General features: G+C 64.4%; 16 protein-coding genes. 8 read left to right on the plus strand and 8 right to left on the minus strand.

Features of this window, described 5'->3' with window-relative positions; all coding sequences use genetic code 11:
- Nucleotides 1–147: 147 nt before the first annotated feature.
- Nucleotides 148–2,061 (minus strand): M61 family metallopeptidase, encoded by a 1,914-nt coding sequence (locus DIR46_RS19945; RefSeq protein ID WP_109348086.1) that lies wholly within the window; start codon nucleotides 2,059–2,061, stop codon nucleotides 148–150.
- A gap of 217 nt (nucleotides 2,062–2,278) precedes the next feature.
- On the opposite strand from DIR46_RS19945, the gene DIR46_RS19950 reads away from it, so the two are divergent.
- The 5 genes from DIR46_RS19950 to DIR46_RS19970 all read left to right on the plus strand — a co-directional run bounded on the left by DIR46_RS19950 (nucleotide 2,279) and on the right by DIR46_RS19970 (nucleotide 7,749).
- On the plus strand, nucleotides 2,279–2,761 hold the full coding sequence (locus tag DIR46_RS19950; RefSeq protein ID WP_109346799.1) for an Hsp20 family protein: 483 nt from the start codon (nucleotides 2,279–2,281) through the stop codon (nucleotides 2,759–2,761).
- A gap of 225 nt (nucleotides 2,762–2,986) precedes the next feature.
- A complete protein-coding gene (locus tag DIR46_RS19955; protein ID WP_109346800.1) occupies nucleotides 2,987–4,516 on the plus strand; it encodes a Do family serine endopeptidase in 1,530 nt (509 codons plus the stop codon).
- A gap of 48 nt (nucleotides 4,517–4,564) precedes the next feature.
- On the plus strand, nucleotides 4,565–5,227 hold the full coding sequence (locus DIR46_RS19960) for a response regulator (protein ID WP_109346801.1): 663 nt from the start codon (nucleotides 4,565–4,567) through the stop codon (nucleotides 5,225–5,227).
- On the plus strand, nucleotides 5,224–6,564 hold the full coding sequence (locus tag DIR46_RS19965) for an ATP-binding protein (protein ID WP_109346802.1): 1,341 nt from the start codon (nucleotides 5,224–5,226) through the stop codon (nucleotides 6,562–6,564). The genes DIR46_RS19960 and DIR46_RS19965 overlap by 4 nt, the downstream gene beginning before the upstream one ends.
- A 54-nt stretch (nucleotides 6,565–6,618) precedes the next feature.
- Nucleotides 6,619–7,749 (plus strand): branched-chain amino acid ABC transporter substrate-binding protein, encoded by a 1,131-nt coding sequence (locus DIR46_RS19970; RefSeq protein ID WP_109346803.1) that lies wholly within the window; start codon nucleotides 6,619–6,621, stop codon nucleotides 7,747–7,749.
- A gap of 14 nt (nucleotides 7,750–7,763) precedes the next feature.
- Here DIR46_RS19970 and DIR46_RS19975 read toward each other — a convergent pair whose 3' ends face one another.
- The 4 genes from DIR46_RS19975 to DIR46_RS19990 all read right to left on the minus strand — a co-directional run bounded on the left by DIR46_RS19975 (nucleotide 7,764) and on the right by DIR46_RS19990 (nucleotide 13,702).
- The gene (locus DIR46_RS19975; protein WP_109346804.1) at nucleotides 7,764–8,543 is read right to left on the minus strand and encodes a hypothetical protein; all 780 of its coding nucleotides are present in this window, start codon (nucleotides 8,541–8,543) and stop codon (nucleotides 7,764–7,766) included.
- A gap of 103 nt (nucleotides 8,544–8,646) precedes the next feature.
- Nucleotides 8,647–10,143: a hypothetical protein gene (locus DIR46_RS19980; protein WP_109346805.1), complete on the minus strand. Its 1,497-nt coding sequence runs from the start codon at nucleotides 10,141–10,143 to the stop codon at nucleotides 8,647–8,649.
- A gap of 232 nt (nucleotides 10,144–10,375) precedes the next feature.
- Nucleotides 10,376–12,754 carry a TonB-dependent receptor plug domain-containing protein gene (locus tag DIR46_RS19985; protein WP_229446655.1) on the minus strand — a complete coding sequence of 793 codons (2,379 nt, stop codon included), beginning with the start codon at nucleotides 12,752–12,754 and terminating at the stop codon, nucleotides 10,376–10,378.
- A 156-nt stretch (nucleotides 12,755–12,910) separates the two neighbouring features.
- Nucleotides 12,911–13,702 carry a PhzF family phenazine biosynthesis protein gene (locus tag DIR46_RS19990; RefSeq protein WP_109346807.1) on the minus strand — a complete coding sequence of 264 codons (792 nt, stop codon included), beginning with the start codon at nucleotides 13,700–13,702 and terminating at the stop codon, nucleotides 12,911–12,913.
- Between the two features lie 228 nt (nucleotides 13,703–13,930).
- Between DIR46_RS19990 and DIR46_RS19995 the strand changes: the two genes are divergently transcribed.
- Nucleotides 13,931–15,463 carry a sigma 54-interacting transcriptional regulator gene (locus DIR46_RS19995; protein ID WP_162819580.1) on the plus strand — a complete coding sequence of 511 codons (1,533 nt, stop codon included), beginning with the start codon at nucleotides 13,931–13,933 and terminating at the stop codon, nucleotides 15,461–15,463.
- 7 nt (nucleotides 15,464–15,470) lie between these two features.
- On the opposite strand, the gene DIR46_RS26750 is transcribed toward DIR46_RS19995, so the two are convergent.
- Together DIR46_RS26750 and DIR46_RS20000 are read right to left on the minus strand one after the other, a co-directional pair.
- A complete protein-coding gene (locus DIR46_RS26750; RefSeq protein WP_162819581.1) occupies nucleotides 15,471–16,049 on the minus strand; it encodes a hypothetical protein in 579 nt (192 codons plus the stop codon).
- A complete protein-coding gene (locus DIR46_RS20000) occupies nucleotides 16,046–18,208 on the minus strand; it encodes a serine/threonine-protein kinase (RefSeq protein WP_109346809.1) in 2,163 nt (720 codons plus the stop codon). Before DIR46_RS20000 ends, DIR46_RS26750 begins: the two co-directional genes overlap by 4 nt.
- Nucleotides 18,209–18,524: 316 nt before the next feature.
- Here DIR46_RS20000 and DIR46_RS20005 point away from each other — a divergent pair, with 316 nt between their 5' ends.
- Complete coding sequence (locus tag DIR46_RS20005) at nucleotides 18,525–20,666, plus strand: hypothetical protein (protein ID WP_109346810.1); 2,142 nt, start codon at nucleotides 18,525–18,527, stop codon at nucleotides 20,664–20,666.
- Between the two features lie 195 nt (nucleotides 20,667–20,861).
- A complete protein-coding gene (locus tag DIR46_RS20010; protein WP_282433158.1) occupies nucleotides 20,862–23,993 on the plus strand; it encodes an error-prone DNA polymerase in 3,132 nt (1,043 codons plus the stop codon).
- Here the strand turns inward: DIR46_RS20010 and DIR46_RS20015 are convergent, their stop codons facing one another.
- A complete protein-coding gene (locus tag DIR46_RS20015; protein WP_109346811.1) occupies nucleotides 23,994–25,616 on the minus strand; it encodes a methyl-accepting chemotaxis protein in 1,623 nt (540 codons plus the stop codon).
- Between the last annotated feature and the right edge of the window lie 194 nt (nucleotides 25,617–25,810).

The following is a 25,810-nucleotide window of genomic DNA, read 5'->3' on the forward strand; positions in this document are numbered from 1 at the left end:
ATTGCCCATGCGTGGTCCGCCTGAGGCGGACCGGGTTGCGTGACAGCCCCTACCGCCGCGAGGTGCGGTAGGCGTAATAGCTGGCAGGGGAGGTCACGATGAAAGTCATAGGTCCATCTTAGCCGCAGCGGCAAAGACAGGTCAAGATCATTTGACGGCCTTGAACAGGGCGTCCAGGCGGTCCCTCGTGCCCGGAATGCGCTCCAGCTTCGGATAGCGCAAGCCGTCGCGATAGTCGAGCGTGATGGTGCGCAGGTTGTCGCCCTTGCGCACCAGCAGCGCGATCGGCGCCTTGCCGTCCTTGTTGGCGCGCACCGCCGCCTTCAGCACGTCGCCCTTGTAGGCGCGGTTGTTGACCGCCACGATGGTGGTGTTGGCGGCCAGGCCGGCGCGGAAGCCCACGCCGTCCCACACCACGCCGGTGACGTCGCCATTGCTGCGCACCGAGAAACCGAGCGAATAGCTGAAGTCGGCGCTGCGGCTGCGTTCTTCAAGCGCGCGGACGGCGTTGCTCGGGGTGTCGGCGTACACCAGCTTCCAGCCGGCGCGGGCCAGGCCGTCGAGCGGCGCTCCCGGGCCGTGGCCGTCCAGGCGCGCGCGCAGGAACGGCGCCCAGTCGAACTTCTGCACCTTGCCCAGGGCTGCCACCACGTCATCGAAGGTGTAGTACACCGCGTCGATGCTGCCGTCCTCGATGCCGAAGAAGGCGCGCGCGAAGTCTTCCAGGCTGCGCTTGTCGCCCGAGAGTTCGCGGATCTTGCTGTCGACGTCGAGCCAGATCAGCATGCCCTCGGTGTAGTAGTCCTCGCTGCGCTGCCAGTTGCCCCAGCCGATCGGCTTGCGGCCGTTGATGATCGGATCGTTGACCGTGTCCTGCACCGCGCGCCAGTCGCGGCCCTGGGTGTTGTCGTAGCGCGCCGCGTCGATCGCCAGCGCTTCGCGCGCATGGTTCTGCGACACCAGGCCGGAACGCGCGGCCAGCACCTTGCCCCAGAACTGGGTCTGGCCCTCGTACACCCACAGCAGTTCGTTCTGCAGCGGGGTGTTGAAGTTGGCCACGTCCTGGCCCGCGGGGCGGCGGAACTTGCCGTTCCAGGAGTGCACGAATTCGTGCGGCAGCAGCTCGCGGCCGGCTTCGTTGCGGCCCCAGTCGGTGAAGTAGCCGAGCCGCACGCCGTTCTCGCTCGACTGCTGGTGCTCGCGGCCGATGCCGCCGAATTCGTCCGAGATCGCGAACAGGAAGTCGTATTGCTTGTAGTGGCGCGAGCCGAACAGCTTGACCGCCTGGTCGACCATCGCGCGGTGCAGCGCGACCTGTTCGGGCTTGGCTTCCAGGCTCTCGGGATTGTCTGCCACCACGTTCAGCATGACGGGATTCCTGGCGCCCGGCGCCAGGTCGATGCGCTTGAAATAGCGGCCGGCGAACAGCGGCGAATCGACCAGGGTGTCGAGGTCGTGCGGCTTGAAGCGCACCTCGTCGCCAGTGCGGCTTTCTACCGCCAGCGAACTGGCGAACTGCCAGCCGGCGGGCAGGGTGAGCGTCGGCTGCACCGTGATGCGGCGCGCGTGGTAGCCGGCCGGGTACAGCGCCACCGATTGCCATTGCACGCCGAGGATGTCGTCGGTCATCGTGATGCGGCCCTGGCTTGTGTCCAGCGGCGACAGGAACTGGTATTCGGCCACCAGTTCGGTGGCGCCTTCCGGTACCGTCACGTGAAAGGCGTGGACCTGCACCGGGTCGCGCGTCCACTCGAGCGGCTTGCCGCCCGCGCTGAGCTTGAGGCCAGCCAGCTGGGTCAGCGGGATATTGGGGCCGTGGTTGCCCGGCGCCCACTGCGGATACAGCAGGGTCATCGGACCCGGACGTGCAGGCATCGACAGCCGCATGTTGAAGATCTGCTGCGACAGGTTGCTCGCGTCGACGTGCAGCGCGATCGTGCCCGGATACGGGTCATTGCCGACGGCAGGGACCTGGGCGGAAGCGGGCAGGGCGAGTGCGAGAGCGAAAGCGAGGGCGGTCACCGGACGGGCGGCGCGGGCGAGGAAGGGGAAAGGTGTCATCGTGAAGCGGAAAGCCAAGGGTGAGCCGGCGAGTGTAGCACCCCATCCAACACAAATTTCCGTTGATACATCATGCAAATAAAATTTACAAAATTGCCTAAAAATCCGTATTTTGTATCACTTGAAAATCGTTTGGCATGACATTAGATTGGACCCAACGGAATGCTCAACAGAGGTTCCGTCCCTTATCGCTTAACTTCACAAGGATATGACTATCATGCGTACTTTCGACCTGACTCCCCTCTACCGTTCCGCCATCGGTTTCGATCGCCTGGCCAGCCTGCTCGAGCAACGCGCCGAAGCGCAGCCGAGCTACCCGCCGTACAACATCGAACTGGTGAGCGAAGACCAGTACCGCATCGTGATGGCGCTCGCCGGCTTCTCGCGCGACGAAGTCGAGATCGTCACCGAGCGCGACAGCCTGGTCGTTACCGGCCGCAAGCAGAAGGACGACGTCCAGCGCACCTTCCTGCACCGCGGTATCGCCGCCCGCGATTTCGAACAGCGCTTCCAGCTGGCCAACCACGTGAAGGTCACCACCGCCTCGTTCGACAACGGCATGCTCACCATCGAACTGGTGCGCGAAGTGCCCGAAGCCCTGAAACCGCGCAAGATCGTGATCGGCGACGCGACCGGCACCATCAATGGCACCATCGGCGGCGACAACGTCAAGACCCTGGAACAGCGCGAAGCCGCCTGAGGCTTGGCGATGCCAGCAACGGTAACGGCTCGGTAGTCGTTTGAAAGAAGGGCGCTCGCGGTTTGAGCGCCCTTCGTACGTCCAGGCCGCCCGCGCTTGCTCTTCATTAAGGCGCGCCTAAGCCCGAAGCCTTGTCAACTTAAGCATGATCTAAGGCGGCTGCGCGAAGATACGTCCATCGATACTCAACATCGATTCAACACATTTTCACCAGGAGCACACACCATGTCGAACCCAAGTGCCGTTACTGCCATCACTGCCAAACGCCTCATGCTGGCCCTGGGTGCCGCGGGCGTCATCGGTGGCGCGGTCGGTGCCATCGCTGTCAATCACAATAATGCCGTTGCCAGTGCCGCGGCCGAAAACGCGCCTGCGGTCGCCGCCGCGCCGGCTCCAGCGCCCGCGCCGGCCGCCGCCGTGGGCGCTCCAGCGTCGACCGTGGCCCTGCCAGACTTTACCCGCATCGCCGCCCAGCAGGGCAAGGCGGTGGTCAACATCCGCGTCGTCGGCGGCACCAAGACCGCCAATCGCGGCGGCTTGCCGAACCTCGACCCGAGCCATCCCTTCTACGAATTTTTCCGACAGTTTCAGGACCCGCGCGCCGAGCGCGGTCGTGAAGCTCCCGTTTTCGGCGCCGGATCGGGCTTCATCGTAAGCCCGGACGGCGTCATCCTTACCAACGCCCACGTCGTGCAAGGCGCCGACGAAGTGACCGTCAAGCTGCAGGACCGCCGCGAATTCCGCGCCAAGGTCCTGGGCTCCGACCCGCGCACCGACGTGGCCGTGCTCAAGATCGACGCCAAGGGCCTGCCGGTGGCGCCGCTCGGCAAATCGCAGTCGCTGCTGGTGGGCGAGTGGGTGCTGGCCATCGGTTCGCCGTTCGGCCTCGAAAGCACCGTCACCGCCGGCGTGGTCAGCGCAACCGGCCGGGCGATTGCCGACGCCTCCGTGCCGTTCATCCAGACCGACGTCGCGGTCAACCCGGGCAACTCGGGCGGTCCGCTGTTCAATACCCGCGGCGAAGTCGTCGGCATCAACTCGCAGATCTACAGCATGACGGGCGGCTACCAGGGCTTGTCGTTCTCGATCCCGATCGATCTCGCTGTGCGCATCAAGGACCAGATCGTCGCGACCGGCAAGGTGCAGCACGCCAAGCTGGGCGTGGGCGTCCAGGAGGTCGGCCAGGCCTTCGCCGACTCGTTCAAGCTCGAGACGGTCGAAGGCGCCCTGATCTCCAACGTCGAACGCGGCAGCCCGGCCGAACGCGCCGGCCTCAAGTCGGGTGACGTGATCCGCCGCGCCAACGGCAAGACCATCGTGTCGTCGGCCGACCTGCCGGCGATGATGACCCTGTCCAAGCCGGGCGACAAGCTGGCGCTCGATGTCTGGCGCGACGGTAAACTGATGCGTGTCGATGCCACCCTGGGCGATGCCGCCGCCAAGCCGCGCCGCGGCCAGGGCGACGAACTCGCCGACATGGCCGACAACAGCGCCAAGCTGGGCCTGACCCTGCGTCCGCTGGAGTCGGTAGAGCGCCGCCGCAGCGGCATCGCCAACGGTCTGGTGATCGAGGACGCCTCCGGCGCCGCGATGGTCGCCGGCGTCGAGCCGGGCGACGTGCTCATCTCGGTCAACGGCCGGCCGGTGAATTCGGTCGAGCAGGTGCGCGACATGGTGTCCAAGGCCAGCAAGTCGGTGGCCTTGCTGATCCAGCGCGGTGGTGACAAAATCTTCATTCCGGTGCGGATCGGCTAAGGAGGCACAGCGTCCTCGACTCGCACGGCCAACATATCAAGGAAACACATGCGGCTACTGCTGGTGGAAGACGATACGATGATCGGCGAAGTGGTGCTCGACCTGCTCCGGGCCGAGCACTACGCCGTCGACTGGGTCAAGGACGGCGAGATGGCCGACACGGCCCTGCTGCAGAACCAGAACTACGACCTGGTGCTGCTCGACCTGGGGCTGCCGCGCAAGGACGGCCTCGAAGTGCTGCGCTCGATGCGCACGCGCAAGGACCGCACGCCAGTGCTGGTCGCCACCGCGCGCGATTCGGTCCAGCAGCGCATCGCCGGCCTCGACGCCGGCGCCGACGACTACGTCCTCAAGCCCTACGACCTCGACGAGCTGCTGGCGCGCATCCGCGCGCTGCTGCGTCGCGCCGCCGGCCGCGCCGAGCCGATCTTCGAATACCGCAACATCACGATCAATCCCGCCACCCGCGAAGTGCTGGTCGACGGCACGCAAGTATCGCTGTCGGCGCGCGAATGGGCGGTGCTCGAGGCGCTGGTGGCGCGGCCCGGCGCGGTGCTGTCGCGGGCCCAGCTCGAAGAAAAACTGTATAGCTGGCGCGACGAAGTCTCCAGCAACGCGGTCGAAGTGTATATCCACGGCCTGCGCAAGAAACTGGGCAGTGACCTGATCCAGAACGTGCGCGGCGTCGGTTATATGGTGCCCAAGGCATGAAAATGACGCACTCGCTGCGCGGGCGCCTGCTCTGGTTCCTGCTCGCGGCGATCACCCTGGCGGCGGTGGCGCAGGCGACGATCGCCTACCGTACCGCGCTGCACGACGCCGACCAGATCTTCGACTACCACATGCAGCAGATGGCGCTGTCGCTGCGCTCCGGCACGCCGCTGTCGAACGACGAGGCGCGCGCGCGCATGGAAGCCGACAGCAGCGCCAGCGGCAACGACGACATGGTGGTGCAGATGTGGTCTCCCGACGGCGTCCAGATGTTCCACAGCGTCTCGCGCGCGCGCCTGCCGCAGCGCGCGGTGCTGGGCTTTTCGAATGTGCGCGCCAACGGCACCACCTACCGCGTGTTCTCGATCCAGACCTCGAACCAGACCGTGCAGGTCGCGCAAGACCTGGCGGTGCGCCGCAATATGGCCGGCAACCTGGCGCTGCGCACGCTGGGCCCGATCGCGGTCATGATGCCGATCCTGATGCTGGTGGTGTGGTGGGTCGTGAGCGGCTCGCTGCAACCGGTGGCGCGGGTGCGCTCGCAGGTGGCCGCGCGCCAGGCCGACGACCTGTCGCCGGTGTCGGATACCGGCTTGCCCGACGAGGTGCGGCCACTGGTGCAGGAGCTGAACCTGCTGTTCGGCCGCGTCAAGACCGCCTTCGAGGCCCAGCAGCATTTCGTGGCCGATGCCGCGCACGAGCTGCGCACGCCGCTAGCCGCCCTGCGCCTGCAGGCCCAGAGCCTGGACCGCGCCGACAATCCGGAAGCGCGCCGCGTCGCGGTGGCGCGCCTGACCGCCGGCATCGACCGCGCCACGCGCCTGGTCGAGCAGCTGCTGGTGCTGGCGCGGCAAGAGGCCACCGCCGCCGAAGGCGCGGTCGCCCGCCCGGTCGACCTGGCCGACCTGGCGCGCCGCACCGTGGCCGACCTGGCCGGCGTGGCCGCCGCCAAGGGCGTCGACCTGGGCGTGCAGCAGGCCGACCCGGCCACCGTGGAGGGCCAGCCCGACGCGCTGCAGATCCTGCTGCGCAACCTGGTGGACAATGCGGTCAAGTACACGCCCGGCGGCGGCACGGTCGACATCTCGGTCCAGCACGAAGGTGGCAAGATCGTGGTGCAGGTCGAGGACAGCGGGCCGGGCATCCCGCCCGAGGAGCGCGAGCGCGTGTTCGACCGCTTCTACCGCGTGGCCGGCAGCGATGCCGCCGGCAGCGGCCTGGGCCTGGCCATCATCAAGGCGATCGCCGAGCGCCATGGGGCGACGCTGTTGCTGGACGCCTCGCAGCGCCTGGGTGGATTGAAGGCGGTCGTCACGTTCGGTTCGCCCTCGCGGTAGAATGACCGGTTCCGCGCGCCGCGCACGGCGCGCATTGCAAACAACGAGGAATCGATGAACAAGAAGATGATGGCGGTGGCCGTGCTGTCGATGGCCGCCGGCGTGGCCTCGAGCCAGGAAGTGGTGCGGATCGCCCACGTGGCGGGATTGACCGGCCCGGTCGCCTATTTTGGCAAGGACACCGAGAACGGCGCGCGCATGGCGATCGAGGCGCTCAATGCGCGTGGCGTGACGATCGGCGGCAAGAAGGCCACCTTCCAACTGGTGGCCGAGGATGACGCGGCCGATCCGAAGCAGGCCACGAGCGTGGCGCAGAAGCTGGTCGACGCGAAAGTAAATGGCGTGATCGGGCACCAGACCTCGGGCACCACGATCCCGGCCTCCAAGATCTACCACACCGCGGGTATCCCGCAGATCTCGCATTCGAGCACCAGCCCGAAATACACCCAGCAGGGCTACAACACGGCCTTCCGCGTGATCGCCAACGACGTGCAACTGGGCCAGGCCCTGGGCCGCTACGCCACCGGCACGATGAAGGCCAAGCGGGTGGCGGTGGTGGACGACCGCACCGCCTACGGCCAGGGCCTGGCGACCGAATTCTCGCGCAGCCTGCAGAAGGCCGGCGGCAGCGTCGTCGCGCGCGAGTTCACCAACGACAAGGCGACCGACTTTTCCGCCATCGTCACCCGCATCCGCGCCACCAAGCCGGACCTGGTGTTCTTCGGCGGCATGAACGCGACGGCCGGCCCGATGCTGCGGCAGATGAAGCAGCTGGGCATGAACGTGCGCATGATGGGTGGCGACGGCATCTGCTCGGACGAGATCTTCAAGCTGTCGGGCGGCACCATGACGGACGGCCAGGTGGTCTGCGCGGAAGCGGGCGGCGTGCAGGGCGACGCCAAGGCCGGCATGGACAAGTTCCGCGCCGACTACAAGAAGCGTTTCGGCATCGACGTGCAAATCAATGCGCCGTATGCCTACGACGCGACGATGGCCATGGCAGAAGCGATGGTGAAGGCCGGATCGTCGGCGCCGGCGAGGTATTTGCCCGTGCTGGCCAAGATCCAGTACAAGGGTGTGACCGGGCCGATCGCGTTCGACCAGCGCGGCGATATTCGCGATGGCACCATCACGCTGTATACCTTCAAGGGCGGCAAGCGCTCGATGATCGCCGTCACCAAATAGGGGCTAACGCGCCCCTAGTCGTAACGGTCCGACGGAATCAGGTGCCTGAACGTCGGCTCGATATGCATCGCATGCAGGTGGCGCACGATGTCTTCCAGCGTCGCGTCCTTCAGCAGCAGGCCAGGCGTTGGCGCATGCTGTAAAACGGACGGCGCCGGCGCGGCGGCAGGGACTGGTGTGGCCACCGGCTTGTTCTGGTGCGCTGCATCGAGCGCCTGGAAGACCTGCTCGAACTGTTCCTTGCCGATGCTTTCCAGCCCTTCGAGGAAGGCCGCCTGGCCCAGCGGCGGCGGCGCCATGTCCAGCCCCGCCTCGTCGGCGAACGAAGCCCCCATGCCCGGATGGATGAACGCCGCCCACTTGCCGGTGCGCGGATGCAGGCAGGGCGGCAGCGCGATCGGCGCGCGCACGGCGTCGGTATCCAGCTCGATCTCGGGGAAGTAGGCGTTGCGCAAGCGCTCGAGGAAGGTCTGGGCCTGGTCGGCCGGCACCGGCTCCGCCAGCGACAGCCACAGGTAATAGGCGTCGCCGCCCGAGATGCTCACCGCCGGCGCGGGCAGGCCGAGCGTCTCCTGCAGCGTATTGGCGACTTCGCACAGCCGCAGCCAATGGGCGTCGCCCTCAAGGCCCTTGGCCTTGCGGAAGGGGATCATCATGGCGCGCGTCTGGCCGTCTCCACCCGTGAGGCTGACCGGCACGTTCTGCTGGCCGAGCACGTGCAGCGCCAGCACGTCGGCCGCTGGCGCATCGGCGGGAAGATAAAGCCGCATCAGTTCGGCGATCAGTTTTTGCATGGTGGTCTCGGTCCGGGATCGCAGGCGGGAGCCTGCCGAAAGGCGCCATTCTGACACAGCGCGGCCGGTCCCGAAGGTCTTCGATGCCATCGCCAGTGGCGTTTCAGCCGATCGTGTAGCGCCGCGCCAGGCGCGCGCGCGCGTCATCGTAATCGGCATTGCCGGTCTTCTTGGTCGTGACCATCCAGCATAGCGAATCCGGCGTGTGCTGCAGGTCGATCACGGTACGGTAATCGATGCGGTGGATGGACGGATTCGCCGGGTTGTCGCGCATCTCCTGGTCGTCGCAGACCGAGAGCGCGACCTGATCGGTGAACCAGACCAGCTTGTTCTGCGCGATATTGTGGACGATGAAATGGGCGACCCGGGCCAGGAAGCGCTCGGCGAGCGGGGTTGGACGGCAGTAGGCGAAGCCGGCGACGATGCGTTCCCAGAACGGCGAGGCCTCCGAGCGCGCCAGGACCAGCTCGGCGTCGGCGGGCAGGCTGCGGGCAAAGACGTCCCAGTCGCCGTTGAACAAGGCGTCGGCGTCCATCAGGCACAGCTCGCAACGGTAATGCCGCAAGACCTGGTAGGCGCGCAGGAAGCGCACCGTCGCGAAATACGAGGCCGGGCGATACGCCGGCATTGGCCCCTGCTCGATCGACAGGCCGATCGCCAGGCCCGGCAAGTTCTGGCGCAGCATGGCGAGTTCCGCGAACACCTGCGGCGTTGGCGCATACACGTGCAGGTGCAGGTCCAGCTTTCCGGCATTGGTCGCGTGCAGCGAGCAAGCCAGGTAACGCGCATGCTTCATGAAGTAGTGCGTGTCGCAGGCGACGAAGGCAACCGGGCGCGGAGTGGCAGCCAGCGGTTCGACTATTTCGATGGCCGGCAACTGGCCAATCAGTCCCTGCAGCGCTTGCGGATCGTCTTGCAGGCTGGAGAAGCTCAGCGGCCATTCGGGTGTCCGGCCGGTAAAGTACTGGCTGGTCATCACGGATAGTCCGACCATCGGAAGATTGCGGTTCTGCGGGTCGTGCGCAAGCGGCTCCAGCCAGGACAGGGCGTGGCCGTGGTTGCCCAGCATCGCGTGGATGAAGCCGGCGATCGCCTGCAAGGCGGGATAGCGCGCGAACATGTCGGGATAGCTTTCCTCCAGCACGAGCACTTCCTCGATTTCCTTGATCCGATACAGCAGCTGGACGCACAGCGCGATATAGTCGCCGGTCGGGTGCAGCTCTAGAATGCGGCCCAGGCTGCGCTTGATGTTGACGATGACGTCGGGCGGCAGCGTGTGGTTCGGGTAGGTATTGTTGTAATCGGACGCCAGATTGGCCTGCAGGATCGTGAACATGGCCATGCGCAGGGCCAGGTCGTGTTCGGGCGAAAGCCCTGATGGCGGCAGCGAGTCGATGATCTCGACCAGTTGCGGCACATCGATGTTGCGGCGGTCGGTTACCCACTTGATCAAGTCGGGCGGAAAGGCGCCGATGTCGGGAAATTTCCCGGGCTGGCTGAGGGAATCGCGGTAGAACTGGTGGAAATTCTTCAGGGTGGCGATACGGTCGGCCAGTTCGGCGTCGCGGGAACTGGCGTCGTTGCTACTCGTTGGATGCATGTGTGGTGGCGACCGCTCGGATGGGACGGCGGTCGTGAACATGATCCCGCATCGAGAAGTTAGGTATTGATTGGTGGCAACAAATGCTACTTTCTTCCCGTGTAACTATCAATCAAGAACCGCGGTAACTGATGAGGTATTGATGTAGCGGTGCAACACCGGACGCGACAAGTCATGGAAAAAAGGCCCGCACGATCGCGGGCCTGTTGATTTCATGTGGCGCGGTAGGCGATCAGAACTTGTGCGCCAGGCGCGCGAACATCGCCGCGCCGTTCAGGCCGAACTGTACGCTCTCGTACTTGAAGCCGTTGTCGGTCTCGTTCGGATCCTGGCGGGTCGGCTTGACGTCGAAGATATTGGTGCCGCCCACGGTCAGGCGGGTCTTCTCGGTGAAGGCCCAGGTGAACGACAGGTCGGCCGAGGTCTTGGCTTCGTACTTCTGGTTCGGCACGGGCGGGCCCGAGAAGGTGCCCAGGGTCTGCGGACCGAAGTGGATCACGCGCAGCGAAGTCTCGAGCTGGCCCTGCGTCCAGTCGAGGCCCAGCGTGGCCTTGCGGCGCGGCGCGCCCTCTTCGATGAACAGGCGCTCGCGTTCCGACAACAGCACGTCCTCGAAGCCTGCCAGCGCCGCCGGCGCTTTCACGCGCTGCACTTCGGTCTTGCTGAAGTTGACGGCCAGGAAGGTGGTCAGGTTGCCGATGCCCACCTTGCGGCGGTTGGACACGGTGAGGTCCAGGCCTTGCGTCTTGGTGTCGACCGAGTTGACGAAGAACTGGGCCTGTCCGACGCCCAGCTGCTGCAGGGTGGCGCCCAGCGCCGGGTAGTTGTCGGCGTCGAAGCGGCCCGACAGCACGATGCGGTCGTCGATGTCGATGCGGTACAGGTCGGCCGTGACCGAGGTCGACCCGGTCGGCGACCAGGTCAGGCCCAGCGTGTAGCTCTTCGATTCCTCGTCCTTGAGCTGCGGGATGCCGGCGGCGTTGGCGACCGGGCCGCCGTTCGGCGCCAGCACCACGTCCAGCGGCTGGCCGCCGACGAAGTCGGTGAAGGTCGACGAGAAGTACACCTGCTGCAGCGACGGTGCACGGAAGCCCGTGCTGGCCGAGCCGCGCAGCAGCACGTTCGGCGCCAGGCGGTAGGCGCCGGCCAGCTTGCCGGTGGTGGTCGAGCCGAAGTCCGAATAGCGTTCGTGGCGCACGGCGGTCTGCACCTTGAAGCGGTCCGTCACGTCGGTTTCGATGTCGAGATAGGCCGCATTGCTGTGACGGTCGCTGTCGGTCTCGTCGCCCGGCTGGAAGCCCGGGAAGCCCTGGCTGCCGGCGTTGCCCCCTATACCCACGCCGTCGGCGTCGATCCACGAGCCGGTCTCGCCGGCGAAGATCTTGTAGTTCTCGCGGCGGTGCTCGAGGCCGAAGGCGACGTTCATGCCCTTCAGCACGTCGCCGTAGAAGCGGCTGATGTCGAGGTTGGTGGTCGACTGCTGGAACGAGAAGCCGCCGGCGTAGAAGCGGCTGGCGCTGACGCCCGGGCCGCCGCCCAGCAGGTCGAGGTTGGCGATCGAGGCGTTGAGCGTGTTGTTGATGTCGTACTTCAGGCGGTTGTAGCCATAGGTCTGCGAGACATCGGCATTCCATTCGCCGACCGCCCAGCGGTAGCCGACGGTGCCCCAGCGGTCGTCGACGTCGCCGTCGATGAAGGGGACGAAGCCGTCCGGGTACATCGCCGCCGAGTTACGCGACGGGATGTCTTCGGAGCCGAGGCCCTCGCGACCGAACGCGGCCGAGGAGGCGTCGCGCTTTTGCGCGCCGGCCGTGAAATACAGCTTGCCGGGGCCAGTGGGGAATTCGCCGTTGAGGTAGACGGTCTGGTTCTCGGACTTGGTGTCGCCGATGATGCGCGGGTTGCCCGCTTCGGAGCGGTTGGAGCGGCCGCGATCATAGTATTCGCCGGTGATGCCCAGCACGCCGCCGGCCACCGCCACGCCGCAGTAGGCCGACGCCAGCCAGTTCTCGCCATCGCCTGCGGTGTACTGGCCGTAGCCGAGCACCGATTCGCAGCCCAGGCTGCGTTTGAGGTCGATATTGATCACGCCGGCGATCGCGTCCGAGCCGTATTGGGCGGCGGCGCCGTCGCGCAGGACCTGCACTTCGCGGATCGCCATCACGGGGATCGCGTTCATGTCGGTGCCGGTATTGCCGCGGTTGCGCGCGCCGAACAGGTTCACCAGCGCCACCGTGTGGCGGCGCTTGCCGTTGACCAGCACCAGGGTCTGGTCCGAACCCAGGCCGCGCAGGGCGGCCGAGTCGATCAGGTCGGCGCCGTCGGCGCCCGTTTGACGGGTGGAGTTGAACGAGGGCGACAGGTTGGAGAGCACCTGGGCCAGGTCGAACTGGCCGCTTTGCTCGGCAGCCTTGGTCATCGGAATGAAATCGATCGCCACCGGGGTGTCGGTGCTCGATGCGGCGCCGACGCGGCGCGAGCCGATCACGCTGACGCTGGGGATCACATCGCCACTGGCGGCGCCTGGCGTGGTCTGCGCATGGGCCATGGCAGGGACGAGGGAAAGCAGGGCTGCGCTACCATATAAGGCCAACAGCACCGAACCAGACATTATTTTGAGTTTAATCACGTTTTTCTCCGAAGGAAATTTGGATATTACTCAATTGTTTCTTCGGTAACCATCGTAATGTATCAATAACACAACGATGTATGGCTATAGCTAGAACTTATTCGACCAAGTGATGACAAAGCGTGACAATTTGGCGTGTCAAACCATCTCGACGCGGCCGCCGACCAGTACGGCGCCGTCGTCGATCCGGGTGCGGATCAGGCAATCTTGGCCGGTCGCACGGCCCTGGCGCACGGTCAGTCCGCGGCCGAGCAGGACGGTGAGGGCGCCGGCCGCGACGCCGGTGGCGCTGTCTTCGAGCCGTGGGTCGAGGTGGTTGAAGTTGCGTCCTTCGAAGACCCGTGCATCCGTGTCGCTTGCGTAGGCATACAGGCCGTTGACGCTGTTTTCCCTGCTCCACTGCGTGATCGCTTGCAGGTCGGGCGTCAGCGCGTGCAGGGTGGCTGGGTCGCTTATTTGCACGAGTAGTTTCGGGCTGCCGATCGAGGCGACATGCGGTGCTGAGACGATGGCCGCTGCGGGAATGCCAAGCAGGCGTGCCGGCAGCTCGGGTGTGAGTGCCGGTTGCGGGGCGGGCTGCGGCGCCAGGCGCACGAACAGGTGTTCTCCCTCGCGGACCAGGGCGAGCGGTTGGCCGTGCATGGCGGTCTTCAGCATCAGTGGCTCGTTGATGCCTGGCCGCGCGAACAGCCGCGCGGCCGCGGCCAGGGTGGCGTGCAGGCACAGGGGGCTGCGCGTGTGCGGGTAGTAGAAGTCGACGATGGCTGCCGTGCCGTCTTCCTGTGGCGGATCGATCCAGACGCAGGTGGCGTTGTGCGCGCGCGCGAAGGACTGGCGTGCGTCGGGATTTGACTGGTCGTCTTCGATGACGAGAGCAGGGTTGCCGGCGTTTGCGGTGGCGCCGAAGCAGCGCAGGGTGTGGATGTGCATGGGTTTCCTTCTGGTCTGGCGTGGCGAACGGGGGCGGATGGATCATAGATTGAATCGGCTGTTCGCGCTGACCGACTCATGACAATTTTGCCGGGTCGGGAGAGGTCGCCAGGGCGTTCCGATCGGTTAGAATTTGTGTATATCTTTCATCAGGCGAATTGTGCTGACCTTGCCCATGTTTCAGGAAAATCTCGATGCCCTCGGCGCCAACGTCGTGAGCGGACAAGCGTGAGCGATCCCGACGCAACACTGACCAGCTATGGAATGGCCGAGGACTTCGCCTCGGCGCCGGTGCTTGCGCTTACCATCCTGTGGCATCCGCAGCGGGAGCGCATCGGTGAGCAGATGCTGGGCCCGGCCGCGGGCGGCGCGATCGCGCTGAACCGGTTTGCGCCGCTGTTCGCGCCGCTTTCCGTACGTCCTGGCGCAGGGCATGACGGCACGCCATTGGGCGAGCGTTCGATTACGCGCGAGCCGGTGCACATCCGCTTCGTCGCCGAAGGCGGCATCCAGATCGATCACGTGCGCGGCAAGATGGGGCTGGAGCTCAATGGGCGGCCGTCGAACGGGACCGACCGCTTCACGGCGAGTGAACTCGAGCGCGGCATCGTGATCGGGCTCGGTAGCCAGATCTTCGTGTGCCTGCATTTGATGCGCAGCCTGCCGCGCGCGGTGAACGTGCCTGGACTGATTGGCGTTGGCGATGGGGCGACTAAGATGCGCGAAGCGATCGCGCAGGTGGCGGGGACCAGCATGCCGGTGCTGTTGCTGGGCGAGACCGGCAGCGGTAAAGAGGTGGCGGCGCAGGCGGTTCACGCGCTCAGTGGGCGTCGGAGCGGGCGGTTTGTTGCGATCAATATGGCGACTTTGAGTGAGTCGCTGGCGGCGGCCGAACTGTTTGGTGCGGTCAAAGGGGCGTACACCGGTGCGACCAGTGGTCGGCGCGGGTGGTTTGCCGAGGCCGAGGATGGGACCTTGTTCCTGGACGAGGTCGGGGATACGCCGGCGTCGGTGCAGGCCATGCTGCTCCGCGTGCTGGAGAGTGGCGAATATCGGCCACTTGGGGCGGGCGCGGATGCGAGGTCGAATGCGCGGATCGTTGCCGCCACCGACCAGGATCTGGGGGAGGGTGGATTCAATCAGGCCTTGCGGCGGCGGCTTGAGGCATTTGTGATTCGGGTGCCGGCGCTACGTGAGCGGCGTGAGGATATTGGCGTATTGGTGCGGCATTTTCTGGAGGCCGAGGCGCCGGGGGATGGGTGGAATCTGCCGTTTGAGTTGCTGAGCCAGGTGTTCAATGGGGACTGGCCGGGGAATGTGCGGCAGTTGGCGCATGCGATGCGGAGGGTGGCGCTGGATTTGCAGGCGGGGATTGTGCCGGTGTTGGAACAGGCGGTAATGATGCCTGTGGTGAAGCCTTTGCCTGTTCCCGCTGCGGCTTCCGCTTCCGCGTCGAGGCCGGTGCGGCGCAAGGCGTCGGAGTTGAGCAGTGACGATCTTGTGGAGGCGATGGAGAAGAGTCAGTGGCAAATTCTGGCTGCTTCGAAGGCGCTGGGTATTTCGCGGCCTACGGTTTACAAATTGCTGGAGGCTCACCCTCGGATTCGTTTTCCTGCCAATATTTCGGAGGAAGAGATTCGTGCAGCCTGGGAGGCTTGTGGGGGTGATCTCCAACGGTGTGCTTCGAGACTCATGACTCCAGCAGAGGCGTTAAGACGTCATGCTGGGCTGTTGGGGCTTGAAGCCGTGTGTGGACAGTAAAAAAATATCATGGTGGATCCGTGCCGTTGGTCACCTCTCCTTCAGGATCGAAGTAGAACACTCTCAACTGCCTTGCTTCCTCATGAGCACGTTTAATGGCTAGCGTCACATAAAATGAGACTTCCCAAGAGCCATTAACTTGGCCTACGTTCAGTTGATTGTCCCAGAGTAATGTGATTCTTCTTTCTTTAGCAGGCCCGAGGCCGTCGCTGAATACCGTGAATGCATGAGGATCGATCTGGTAGAGCGCGCCAAGTTGTTCACCGCGGTTGTCGGTAAAAAGGGACGGGGGAGCATAACGCGTACGTTGATCTTTTCCACAGGATAGAATCTGAGGGCGGGTGATCATGCAGCAATCAACCACTTCAAGGGATTCTAGACCAGTGTTGTCCCGATCACTTGCAGTGATAGCGATCTTAAATTCCTGACCAGCCTGAAAATTGATATCGCCATTCCAGTGCGGATTTGACGGTTCTCGAGCGGCACCGACGGCTGAGTCAAGATCGGCAAATAGCCAATCGATGCCGTCACCTATCTGGTTGACGTCCAAACGTGCCGTTAATGTCATCAATGCTTGTGTCATCATTCCCTTTCCATTCGAAGTAAATCAAACCGCGGATCGCTCCGCAGTGCTAATAAATCGGGTTCAGTCCCAATGAGTTTTCTGGGATATCCATACTGTTGTGCATTGCTCAGTTCAACAAGAGCATTCTCTCGGTGGCCAATGATTTCATAAGTGACAGCGGCCCGAAAGCGAATATCTGCATTGGTGGGTTTAGCGTCTACGGCTTTCTTGGTCAATACAGATGCGGTCGCTTTATCCCCCAGCTTTGCGGCGTACAAGCCCATTCGTGAGGCCAAGGTGCTATCGTCCGGAGCATTGTTCAACAGTGGCTTTATCAGCGCTGCCGCTTTGCGGTAGGCTTGTTGAGAGTCTCGTTCACGGCCTGGAATCCAACGTAGGGTATCGGCCAGATTTGCCCAACGCAAATAGGCGATGCTATTTCCTTTGGATGACGATACAGCATGCTCGAATGCTTTCGCGGCGCCGAGATAGTCGCCGCGACTAAATAATGCAGTTCCGAGGTTGTTGTAAAGATACCCGCTAGGTCGAACTTGCAAGCCTTGTTGCAAAACCCGGAGTGCCTCATCCTCGCGGCCCTGTTTTACCAAGGTGATACTGAGATTCGAGTAGGAATAAACTCCGTCGGGTTGGAGCCGAATACTGTCACGAAAGGCTTTTTCTGCGCCCACATAATCCCCCTCGTTATAACGGAGTGCTCCCAGACGATCAACGAAAAGTCGTTCCGTCGGATGTTTCCTTCGTGCGTCTTCGATACTGCGTTCGGCTTCCACATAGCGCTGCATACGCATCAGTACGCCACTACGGGTGTTAAGTGCAAAGACGTTGAATGGATCTAGGTGCAGGCTTTGCTCGGAGAGTTGCAGACTTTCTTCATTCCGTCCTTGCTGCCAGCGAACATATGCTTTGGCAGCGTAGCCAAGTGCCAATTGATCGTCTAGCGCTAGAGCTGCCTGAGCACTAGCATCAGCGCGCTGTAGCCAGCTTTCATCACTACGATCTCCTGCATAACGCAAGGCATAAGCCAATGCGATGCCTGCCGACGCCGCAGCATGTTTTGGCTCTCTTGCGAGGATAGCGCTAAAATTGTCGATAGCGATTTCCAGACTGCCATCGCGATCAAAATAACGCAGTGCTGTCATGCCATCCGACATCTGCGTCGCGTTAGATATTGGTTGTAGCCACCGAGGTGCCACTTCCTTCGACGTTACTAAATATGCCGTGGCGCAAAATAGTAATGAGGCGGTCAAAGCGCAGTAGGCAACCCGACGCCAGGTGAAGCGTGATAGTCGGAGCGCTACAGGCAGCAAAGGTTTCTTTGCGGCGCCGCTAGCTCCACCCCTCAGCCTGCGCGCAGTCTCCGTAACCGCTTTCATCGTCGGTATCCGTGCGCTCGGATCAGGCGTGCACATCGCGCGAACTAGTGCAACCATATCTTGATCGGCATCCGCAGCGTAGATCCACTGGGAGCAAGATGACTGCACCTGTGCTGCAGCCAATGCCAAGCCATGCAAATGCGCAAACGGCCGCTCTCCATGCATCATCTCGTACATCAACACGCCGACAGCATAAATATCGCTAAGCGTACTCGGATGCTTGCCATTCAAAATTTCAGGCGCCAGATAGGCGATGGTGCCCTGTGTCTGCAGCACATCTCCCGACTCGGTCGCCAACGGATCGATCTTGCGCGCCAGCCCAAAATCCATGATCCGCAACTGCCCTGACGGTTCGATCATCAAGTTCGCCGGTTTCAAATCGCCATGAATCAACCCCGCCGCATGCGCTTGCGCCATCGCATCCGCCAACTGGCAAACGATATCGAGTATCTGATCCCGCGACAGCTTTGTCGTGGACAGCAGCTGATGCAGGGTTTGCCCTCCAACCAGCTCCATCACGATCGACTTGCTATGGCCATCGTCTTCGAGTGCGTAAATCTGGATGAAGGCAGGATGCCGCAACGATGCCGCCAGTCGTGCCTCTTGCAGCAGATTATCCGGCTCGTCACGCACCAGGTCAGGCTTCAGGCGCTTGATGGCAACAGTGCGCTGCAGCGCCGGATCCCACGCCTCATGTACATCGCCGAATCCACCATTGCCAAGCAGCCTACCGAGGCGATATCGCTCGGTACTGGGTGTGGCAAGCAAGTCAGGCGATGAAGTCATATGCGGCTCGTTTGGTCGGCGCAGGCACCGTAAATACTATAGGAAAAGAACTTGCCGAATACACATTCTTAACTTCGATTCAGGCACCCAGCGTGTCAACTTCCTCGTTGACATGTAAAAACACCCGTTGTTTTACACCCAACAGGCATAGCTAGTCGACTAAATCCTTGATTTTGTTGCTTTGACGCCATGTTTCAGGGTGGCACGGAGTTTGCAAACTATTGCGTACCACGAGGGAGGACGTCACGAAGATCGTCGCGCCTGCCATCGCACTTGTCGCAAAGCATGTTATTCATTCCGGAAAGAAGATTCAAGTATGGCTACCCAGAGCACAGGCGTTCTGCAGATCGTTGGCGCGGCTTATGGACTCAAGCAGGTCACCGCGCAGGTCATCAAGCAGGTCAACCGTCAAGCTTTTCCAGAGACCCTGTCTTTATTGGCGAGCAGCCGGACGTTCGGCGACACCTGGGTTGGCCACGATAAGACGCTCACCGTCGTCTATCGCTATGACGGCGGCCCAACGTTCGTGGCGACGGCTTCGGAAGGCCAGACGCTGAACATCGGCGCCCAGCAGTTCGAGCAAGCTATCCGGGCTCCGGCCCCAGCGCAGCAAGACGCCGCCGCCCAGCCATTACTGACCGTATGGGGCGCCAGCTTCGGCTGCGCCGACGTGAGCGCGACGGTACGCAACCTTGTAGACCGCTCTGCTGGAACCTTATCCCTGCTCGCCGACAGCGCCACCCTCGGCGAAGCCGGCAAAGGCAAGCGCAACACCTTCGTCATCGTGGCCAGCTATTGCGGCCAGATTCCATTCATCGACATCGTCGTCGAGGACAATCCCTATGCGCTCAGCTACCGTCCGCCGCTGCACATCCTGAGCGCCTTCTATGGCCTGAAGGACGTCACCGACATCGTCCGCGCCAGCGTGAGCCGTCGCAGGCTGTCCGTCGCCGCCTCCAGCAGCGTATTCGGCGACGGTTGGCCGGCCATGCGCAAGACCCTGCACGTGGTCTACCAGTACGCCGACCGTAAGCCAGAAATAGTCGCCACGACCGAGAACCAGCTTCTACACATCGACTACGACCCGGCCGCTCCCGCCGGACAGGCGGCGCTCGACCCACGCGCCCTGAACATCATCGCCGCCGCCTACGGGCCGGTCGACGTCACGGAAAAAGTCGCCGCGCTGGTGGAGAATGGAAGCCTGTCGTTCACGGCCGACAGCCTGACCTTCGGCGACACCTGGCCGGCCGCCGTCAAGTCGTTCTCGATGGTTTATAGCTGGGGCGTGGCGGGGGTATCGAGCGTCAACGTACCCGAAGATACGCCGGTCTCGATCACCCAGCCCGAGCCAACGTTCACCACCGACAGAAACTTCGTCTCGCTGGCCGGAGCGCTCGCCGCCGGCGACGAGATCAAGCTCCAGACCGCGGCAGGCGGTTACTGGTCGATCGCCGCCGATGGCCAGATCACGGCGCTCGGGACCTCGAGTGACGCGGCCGAGGTGTTCACCATTGGCGTACCCGAGGCCCTGGATGCACCCGCCATTACCCTGCAATGCCGTGACGGCAGCTACCTGAGCGCGGACGGCGACGGCACCTTGCGTGCCGGCGGCAGCGCACAGGATGCGATCCAGTTGATGGCATCGCTCCAGGCAAATGGCGCCATCAATATCGGCGTCGTCGGTGGCGCGGGAGCGCCGTTCCTCGCGGTGACCGCAAGCGGCGCCATTGCAGTGGACGGCAGCTACGAGACCAATTTTTCCACCTGCTTCAACCTGCTGCTAAACCCCACGCGGGCCGGCAATGCCAGCCATTTGCAAGCCTTCGCCAGCGCGACGATGCTGGACGGTCCGGTCGACATGAAGCTGGTGAAAGTCGTTTGGAAGCTCACAGGCGGCTGCTTTCTAGCGGCCGGCCTTGGCCGGCTGCTCGGCGACCAGCAGCAGATCGGTCTCGCCTTGTACCGCTTTCTGCGGCGCTATCCTGGCGTGATGAACAAGATCGCGATCCTGATCGCGACCATCGACTGCAACCGCGCGATGCCAGCGAGCGCCTTGCTGGGCGTGCTCAAGGCGATTCACGAGGCGGGCATCCTCATGCCGGTACTGCGCATGACGCTCGCGACGACTGGATGGATGGGGATTTCGTGGGCCATCGTCACCATCCTGACGAAAGTGCAGGGCGGTGTCACGAGTGCCGGTGCGACGGCAGGGGGCGAACTGGGCGAGAGCTTCTCGGACTGGGCTTTCGAGACCACGATGGACATGCTCGACTACATCAATTCCACGGGCGGCACTGCCTTGATGCTTGCATACGAGCGTATGGTCTGTGCGGATCAGCCGGTATTGCGCCGCGCGCAAGGTGGTGGTTTGTCCAGCCTGCGCGCGCGGATGGGGGCACAAGATCCGTCAGGCTCCTCCCTCGGACCCATGCCGCGCCCCTTTCCCACACACGCCTGAGTAGTCGATGCTGGTAGCGTGGGAGGCTTTGCCGCCCACGCGTTCAATGCACATTTGAGTCGCTGGCGTAGTGAGCTCGGTTATACTGTGTTTTTATACAGTATTAGCTGTTCGACAGCCCCCCAGCGTGACCAAGCCCACCCCCACCACCCAGCCCCGGCCTCCCAAGCCCAGACGCTGCCCCCCTATGCCGAGTTGTTCTGCCTTTCGAACTTCTCGTTCCTGCAAGGGGCCTCACACGCCGAGGAGCTGGTCGCGCGCGCGGTGCAGCTGGGGTACTTCGCGCTGGCCCTCACCGACGAATGCTCGCTGGCCGGCGTCGTGCGCGCCCACGCCGAAGCGAAAAGCGCCAACCTGCCCCTGATCATCGGCGCCCACTTCCACCTCAAGAACCCTGACGGCGCCCCGGCCCCCTCGCTGATCCTGCTGGCGCAAAACCGCAACGGCTACGGCAACCTGTCCGAACTGATCACGATCGGCCGCACGCGCAGCGAGAAGGGCACCTATCTGCTCACGCCCGACGACCTGGCCAATCCCGTCCCGGAATACGCGCACCTGCAGCACATGCCCGACTGCCTGGCGATCCTGTTGCCGCCATACCCCGGCCACGAAGCCCAGGACGTCGACCGCCTGCACGCCCAGGCCGCATGGATGGCCACCACCTTCCCGGGCCGCGCCTGGCTCGGTCTCACCCAGCTGCACCGCGCTTTCGACGACGCCCACCGCGCCACGGTGGAAGAGGTGGGCTGGCAGCATGGCCTGCCGATCGTCGCGCTGGGCCACGTCTGCATGCACGTCCGCTCGCGCAAGCCCTTGCAGGACACCTTGAGCGCAACGCGCCTGGGCAAACCGGTGGGCGCCTGCGGCTACGGCCTGGCGCAGAACGCCGAGCAGCACCTGCGCGCGCGCCTGCGCCTGGCCAACATCTATTCGCGCGAGGCGCTGGCGGAGACGGTGCGCATCGCGCGCCTGTGCACCTTCTCGCTCGACGAGCTGCGCTACGAATACCCGGACGAGGTGGTCCCCGAAGGCCACGATGCCAGCAGCTACCTGCGCAGCGAAACCTGGATCGGCGCGCACCGGCGCTTTCGGCAGGGCGTGCCGGCCAAGGTGCAGGCGCAGATCGAGTACGAGCTCGACCTGATCGCCGAGATGGGCTACGAACACTACTTCCTCACCGTCTACGACATCGTGCGCTACGCGCGTTCGCAGCACATCCTGTGCCAGGGCCGCGGCTCGGCCGCCAACTCGGCGGTGTGCTACTGCCTCGGCATCACCGAGGTCGACCCGGCCCGCGCCAGCCTGCTGTTCGAGCGCTTCATCTCGCGCGAACGCAACGAGCCGCCCGACATCGACGTCGACTTCGAACATCAGCGGCGCGAAGAAGTCATCCAGTACATCTACAACAAGTACGGCCGCCAGCGGGCGGCGCTGGCGGCGGTGGTGATCAGCTACCGGCCCAAGAGCGCGCTGCGCGACAGCGGGCGGGCGCTCGGCATCGACCTCGCCATTGTCGAGAAGGTGGCCAAGACCCACCACTGGTTCGACAGCCGCGCCGATCTGCTGGGCCGCCTGGCCGAGAGCGGCCTCGATCCCGAGGCGCCGCTGTCGCGCCAGTGGGCCACGCTGGCGCAGTCGCTGCTGAACTTCCCGCGCCACCTGTCCCAGCATCCGGGCGGCTTCGTGATCGCGAAAGGGAAACTCTCGCGCCTGGTGCCGATCGAGAACGCGACGATGGCGGATCGCAGCGTCATCCAGTGGGACAAGAATGACCTCGAAGAGCTGGGCCTGATGAAGGTCGACGTGCTGGCGCTGGGCATGCTGTCGATGATGCGGCGCGGCCTGGAGCTGGTGGGCCAGCGCTATGGCGACGTGTTCGAAATGCAGGACATCCCGCTCGAGGACAGCGCCACCTACGACATGATCTGCCAGGCCGATACCATCGGCGTGTTCCAGATCGAATCGCGCGCGCAGATGAGCATGTTGCCGCGCATGCTGCCGCGCCGCTTCTATGACCTGGTGATCGAGGTGGCGGTGGTGCGGCCCGGCCCGATCCAGGGCGGCATGGTCCATCCCTACCTGCGCCGGCGCCAGGGCCTCGAGCCGGTCGAGTATCCGAGCCCCGAGATGAAGGTCGCGCTCGGCCGCACGCTGGGCGTGCCGATCTTCCAGGAGCAGGTGATGCAGGTGGCGATCCTGGGCGCCGGCTTCACGCCGGGCGAGGCGGATCAACTGCGGCGCGCGATGGCGGCCTGGAAGCGCAAGGGCGGCCTCGAAAAATACTACGAGCGCATCGTGGGCGGCATGCTCGAACGCGGCTACCAGCAGGAATTCGCCGAGGCGATCTTCAGCCAGATCCAGGGCTTCGGCGAGTACGGCTTCCCCGAATCGCACGCGGCCAGCTTCGCGCTGCTGGCTTATGCGAGTTCATGGCTCAAGTGCCACGAGCCGGCCGCTTTTCTCTGCGCGCTGCTCAACAGCCAGCCGATGGGTTTTTATAGCCCCTCGCAACTGGTGCAGGACGCGCGCCGCCACGGCATCGAGGTGCGGCCGGTCGACGTCGCCATCAGCGGCTGGGATTCGGCGCTGGAAGAGTACGACCCCGTCGACCGCGCGCGCCAGCCGGCGGTGCGGCTGGGCTTTTCGCTGCAACGAGGATTGAAGCAGGAGGCGGCCGAGCGCATCGAGCAGGCGCGCGCCGTGCGGCCTTTCGACAGCGTGGCCGACCTGGCGCGGCGCGCGCATCTCGACCGGGGCGACCTGCAGGTGCTGGCCGCGTCCAACGCCCTGCGTTCGCTGGCCGGGCACCGGCGCGAAGCCTTGTGGCAAGCCTCGGGCGCCGCGCCCGACAAGGATCTGTTGCGCCCGACCGTGCCGCGCGAAGAAACGCCGGCATTGCAGGCCCCGAGCGAAGGCGAAGAGATCGTCGGCGACTACCGCGCGCAAGGGTTGACGCTTGGCCGCCATCCGCTGGCGCTGCTGCGCGCGCGCCTGCTCAAGCAGCGCTTCATACCGGCGTCGGATCTGATGGATTTCCAGGACGGCCAGCTGGCGCGCGCCTGCGGCCTGGTCACGGTGCGCCAGCGTCCCGGCACCGCCAAGGGCGTGCTGTTCATGACCCTGGAAGACGAGACCGGCAACGTCAATGTGATCGTGTGGCCGACCCTGGTCGAGCAGCAGCGGCGCGAAGTGCTGGGTGCGCCGCTGCTCGGGGTGTACGGCGTCTGGCAGCGCCAGGGAGAAGTGCGCCACCTGGTGGCCAAGCGACTGGTGGACATGTCGCACCTGCTGGGCGGGCTGGATGCGCGCAGCAGGGATTTTTGCTGATTACGCCGTGGCCAATTTCATGGCGTGTTTGCCGGCGGCCTTGCGGACGGTGCGTCCCGGCGCGCCCGCCTGCAGCTGAAACACCTGCAAGGCCTGCGACACCTCGTCGGTCTGCCGCGCCAGAGTCGCCGCCGCGGCGGCCGCTTCTTCCACCAGCGCCGCGTTCTGCTGCGTGATCGCGTCGAGCTGGGTCACCGCCTGGTTCACCTGGCCGATGCCGCCCGACTGCTCGCGCGTCGCGCCTGCGATTTCGTCCATCACGCGCGTCACCTGGTCGACCGCGCCCACCACTTCCTGGATCGCCGCGCCGGCCGCCACGCTCAGGCGGTTGCCGTTGTCGACGTTGGCGATCGAGGCGTCGATCAGCGCCTTGATCTCCTTGGCCGCCACCGCGCTGCGCTGGGCCAGCGTGCGCACCTCGCCCGCCACCACCGCGAAGCCGCGGCCCTGTTCGCCCGCGCGCGCCGCTTCCACGGCGGCGTTCAGCGCCAGGATATTGGTCTGGAAGGCGATGCCGTCGATCATGCCGACGATGTCGAGCACCTTGTGCGACGAGGCGCTGATCGCTTCCATCGTGCTCACCACCTCGGTGACGGTGCGCTGGCCGTTGCCGGCCGTCGCGGCGGCGCGGCGCGCCAGGTCGCTGGCCGCGTTCACGCTGTCGGCGCTCTGCGCCACGTTGTGGGTCAGCTGTTCCATGCTGGCCGCCGTCTCCTGCAGGCTCGAGGCTTGCGTCTCGGTGCGGCTCGACAGGTCCTGGTTGCCGGTCGCGATGTCGCCGGTGGCGTGGCGGATTTCGTCGAAGTTGGCGCGCACGTCGCCAATCACGCTGAACAGGTTCACGGCAGACTGGCGCAGGGCCGCCACCAGCTGGCCCATCTCGTCGTCGCGGCGCGGCGCCAGGCGGCAGGTGAGGTCGCCGCCGGCCAGGCGGCGCGCGAAGCCGGAGGCATCGGCCAGCGGCGCCAGCACGTTGCGCCCCAGACTGGCCCACAGGCCCAGCACCATCGCCAGCGAAACGGCCAGCGACAACAAGACCCATGCCGGCAGGCCGTCGCGCCAGCACTGGAGCGTGATCGCCGCCAGCAGCAGCATCAACAGGCCCATGCCGCCGTTGACCTGGGTGCGCAGTGGCAGCCGGCCCAGCGCCGCCAGGCGGCCGCGCAGGCCGCCGTGTTCGACGCGGCCGTTGCGCAACATCAGGCCGCGCGGATTGCCGGCCTTGAATTCCGCGTACAGCGCCGCCGCCTCTGCTACCTGCTCGCGGGTCGGCTTGGTGCGCACCGACATATAGCCGGTCGCCTGGCCGTTCTCGAGCACCGGCGTCACGTTGGCGTACACCCAGTAATAGTCGCCGTTCTTGCAGCGGTTCTTGACCATGCCGCTCCACGGCCGTCCGGCGCGGATCGCCTGCCACATGTCGGCGAACGCCTCCACTGGCATGTCGGGGTGGCGCAGAATGTTCTGGGGGGCGCCGATCAGCTCATCCTCGGTAAAGCCGCTTACCTGCACGAAGTAGGGGTTCGCATAGCGGATATTGCCCTGCAAATCGGTGGTCGAGACGATGGTCTTGCCATCGGCCAGCTGGTATTCGTTATTGGTGATCGGCGTGTTCAGGCGCATATGGACTCTTTCGGAAAGGCAACAGGTCGTGGAAAAAAGTATAGCGACAGCTGACGAGGCCGTCTGCGGCTCAGCCCCCCGATTCAGCATAAATACAACGATAAAACCAGTAAAATCACTAACTGACTTTCGGGCCGGTTTTTGTGCTGGTCAAGGCGGTCCCAAAAGCCTTGCCCGTTGTTGATAGAATGGAA

The organism is Massilia oculi (assembly GCF_003143515.1).
GTDB classification, from domain to species: Bacteria; Pseudomonadota; Gammaproteobacteria; order Burkholderiales; family Burkholderiaceae_D; genus Telluria; species Telluria oculi.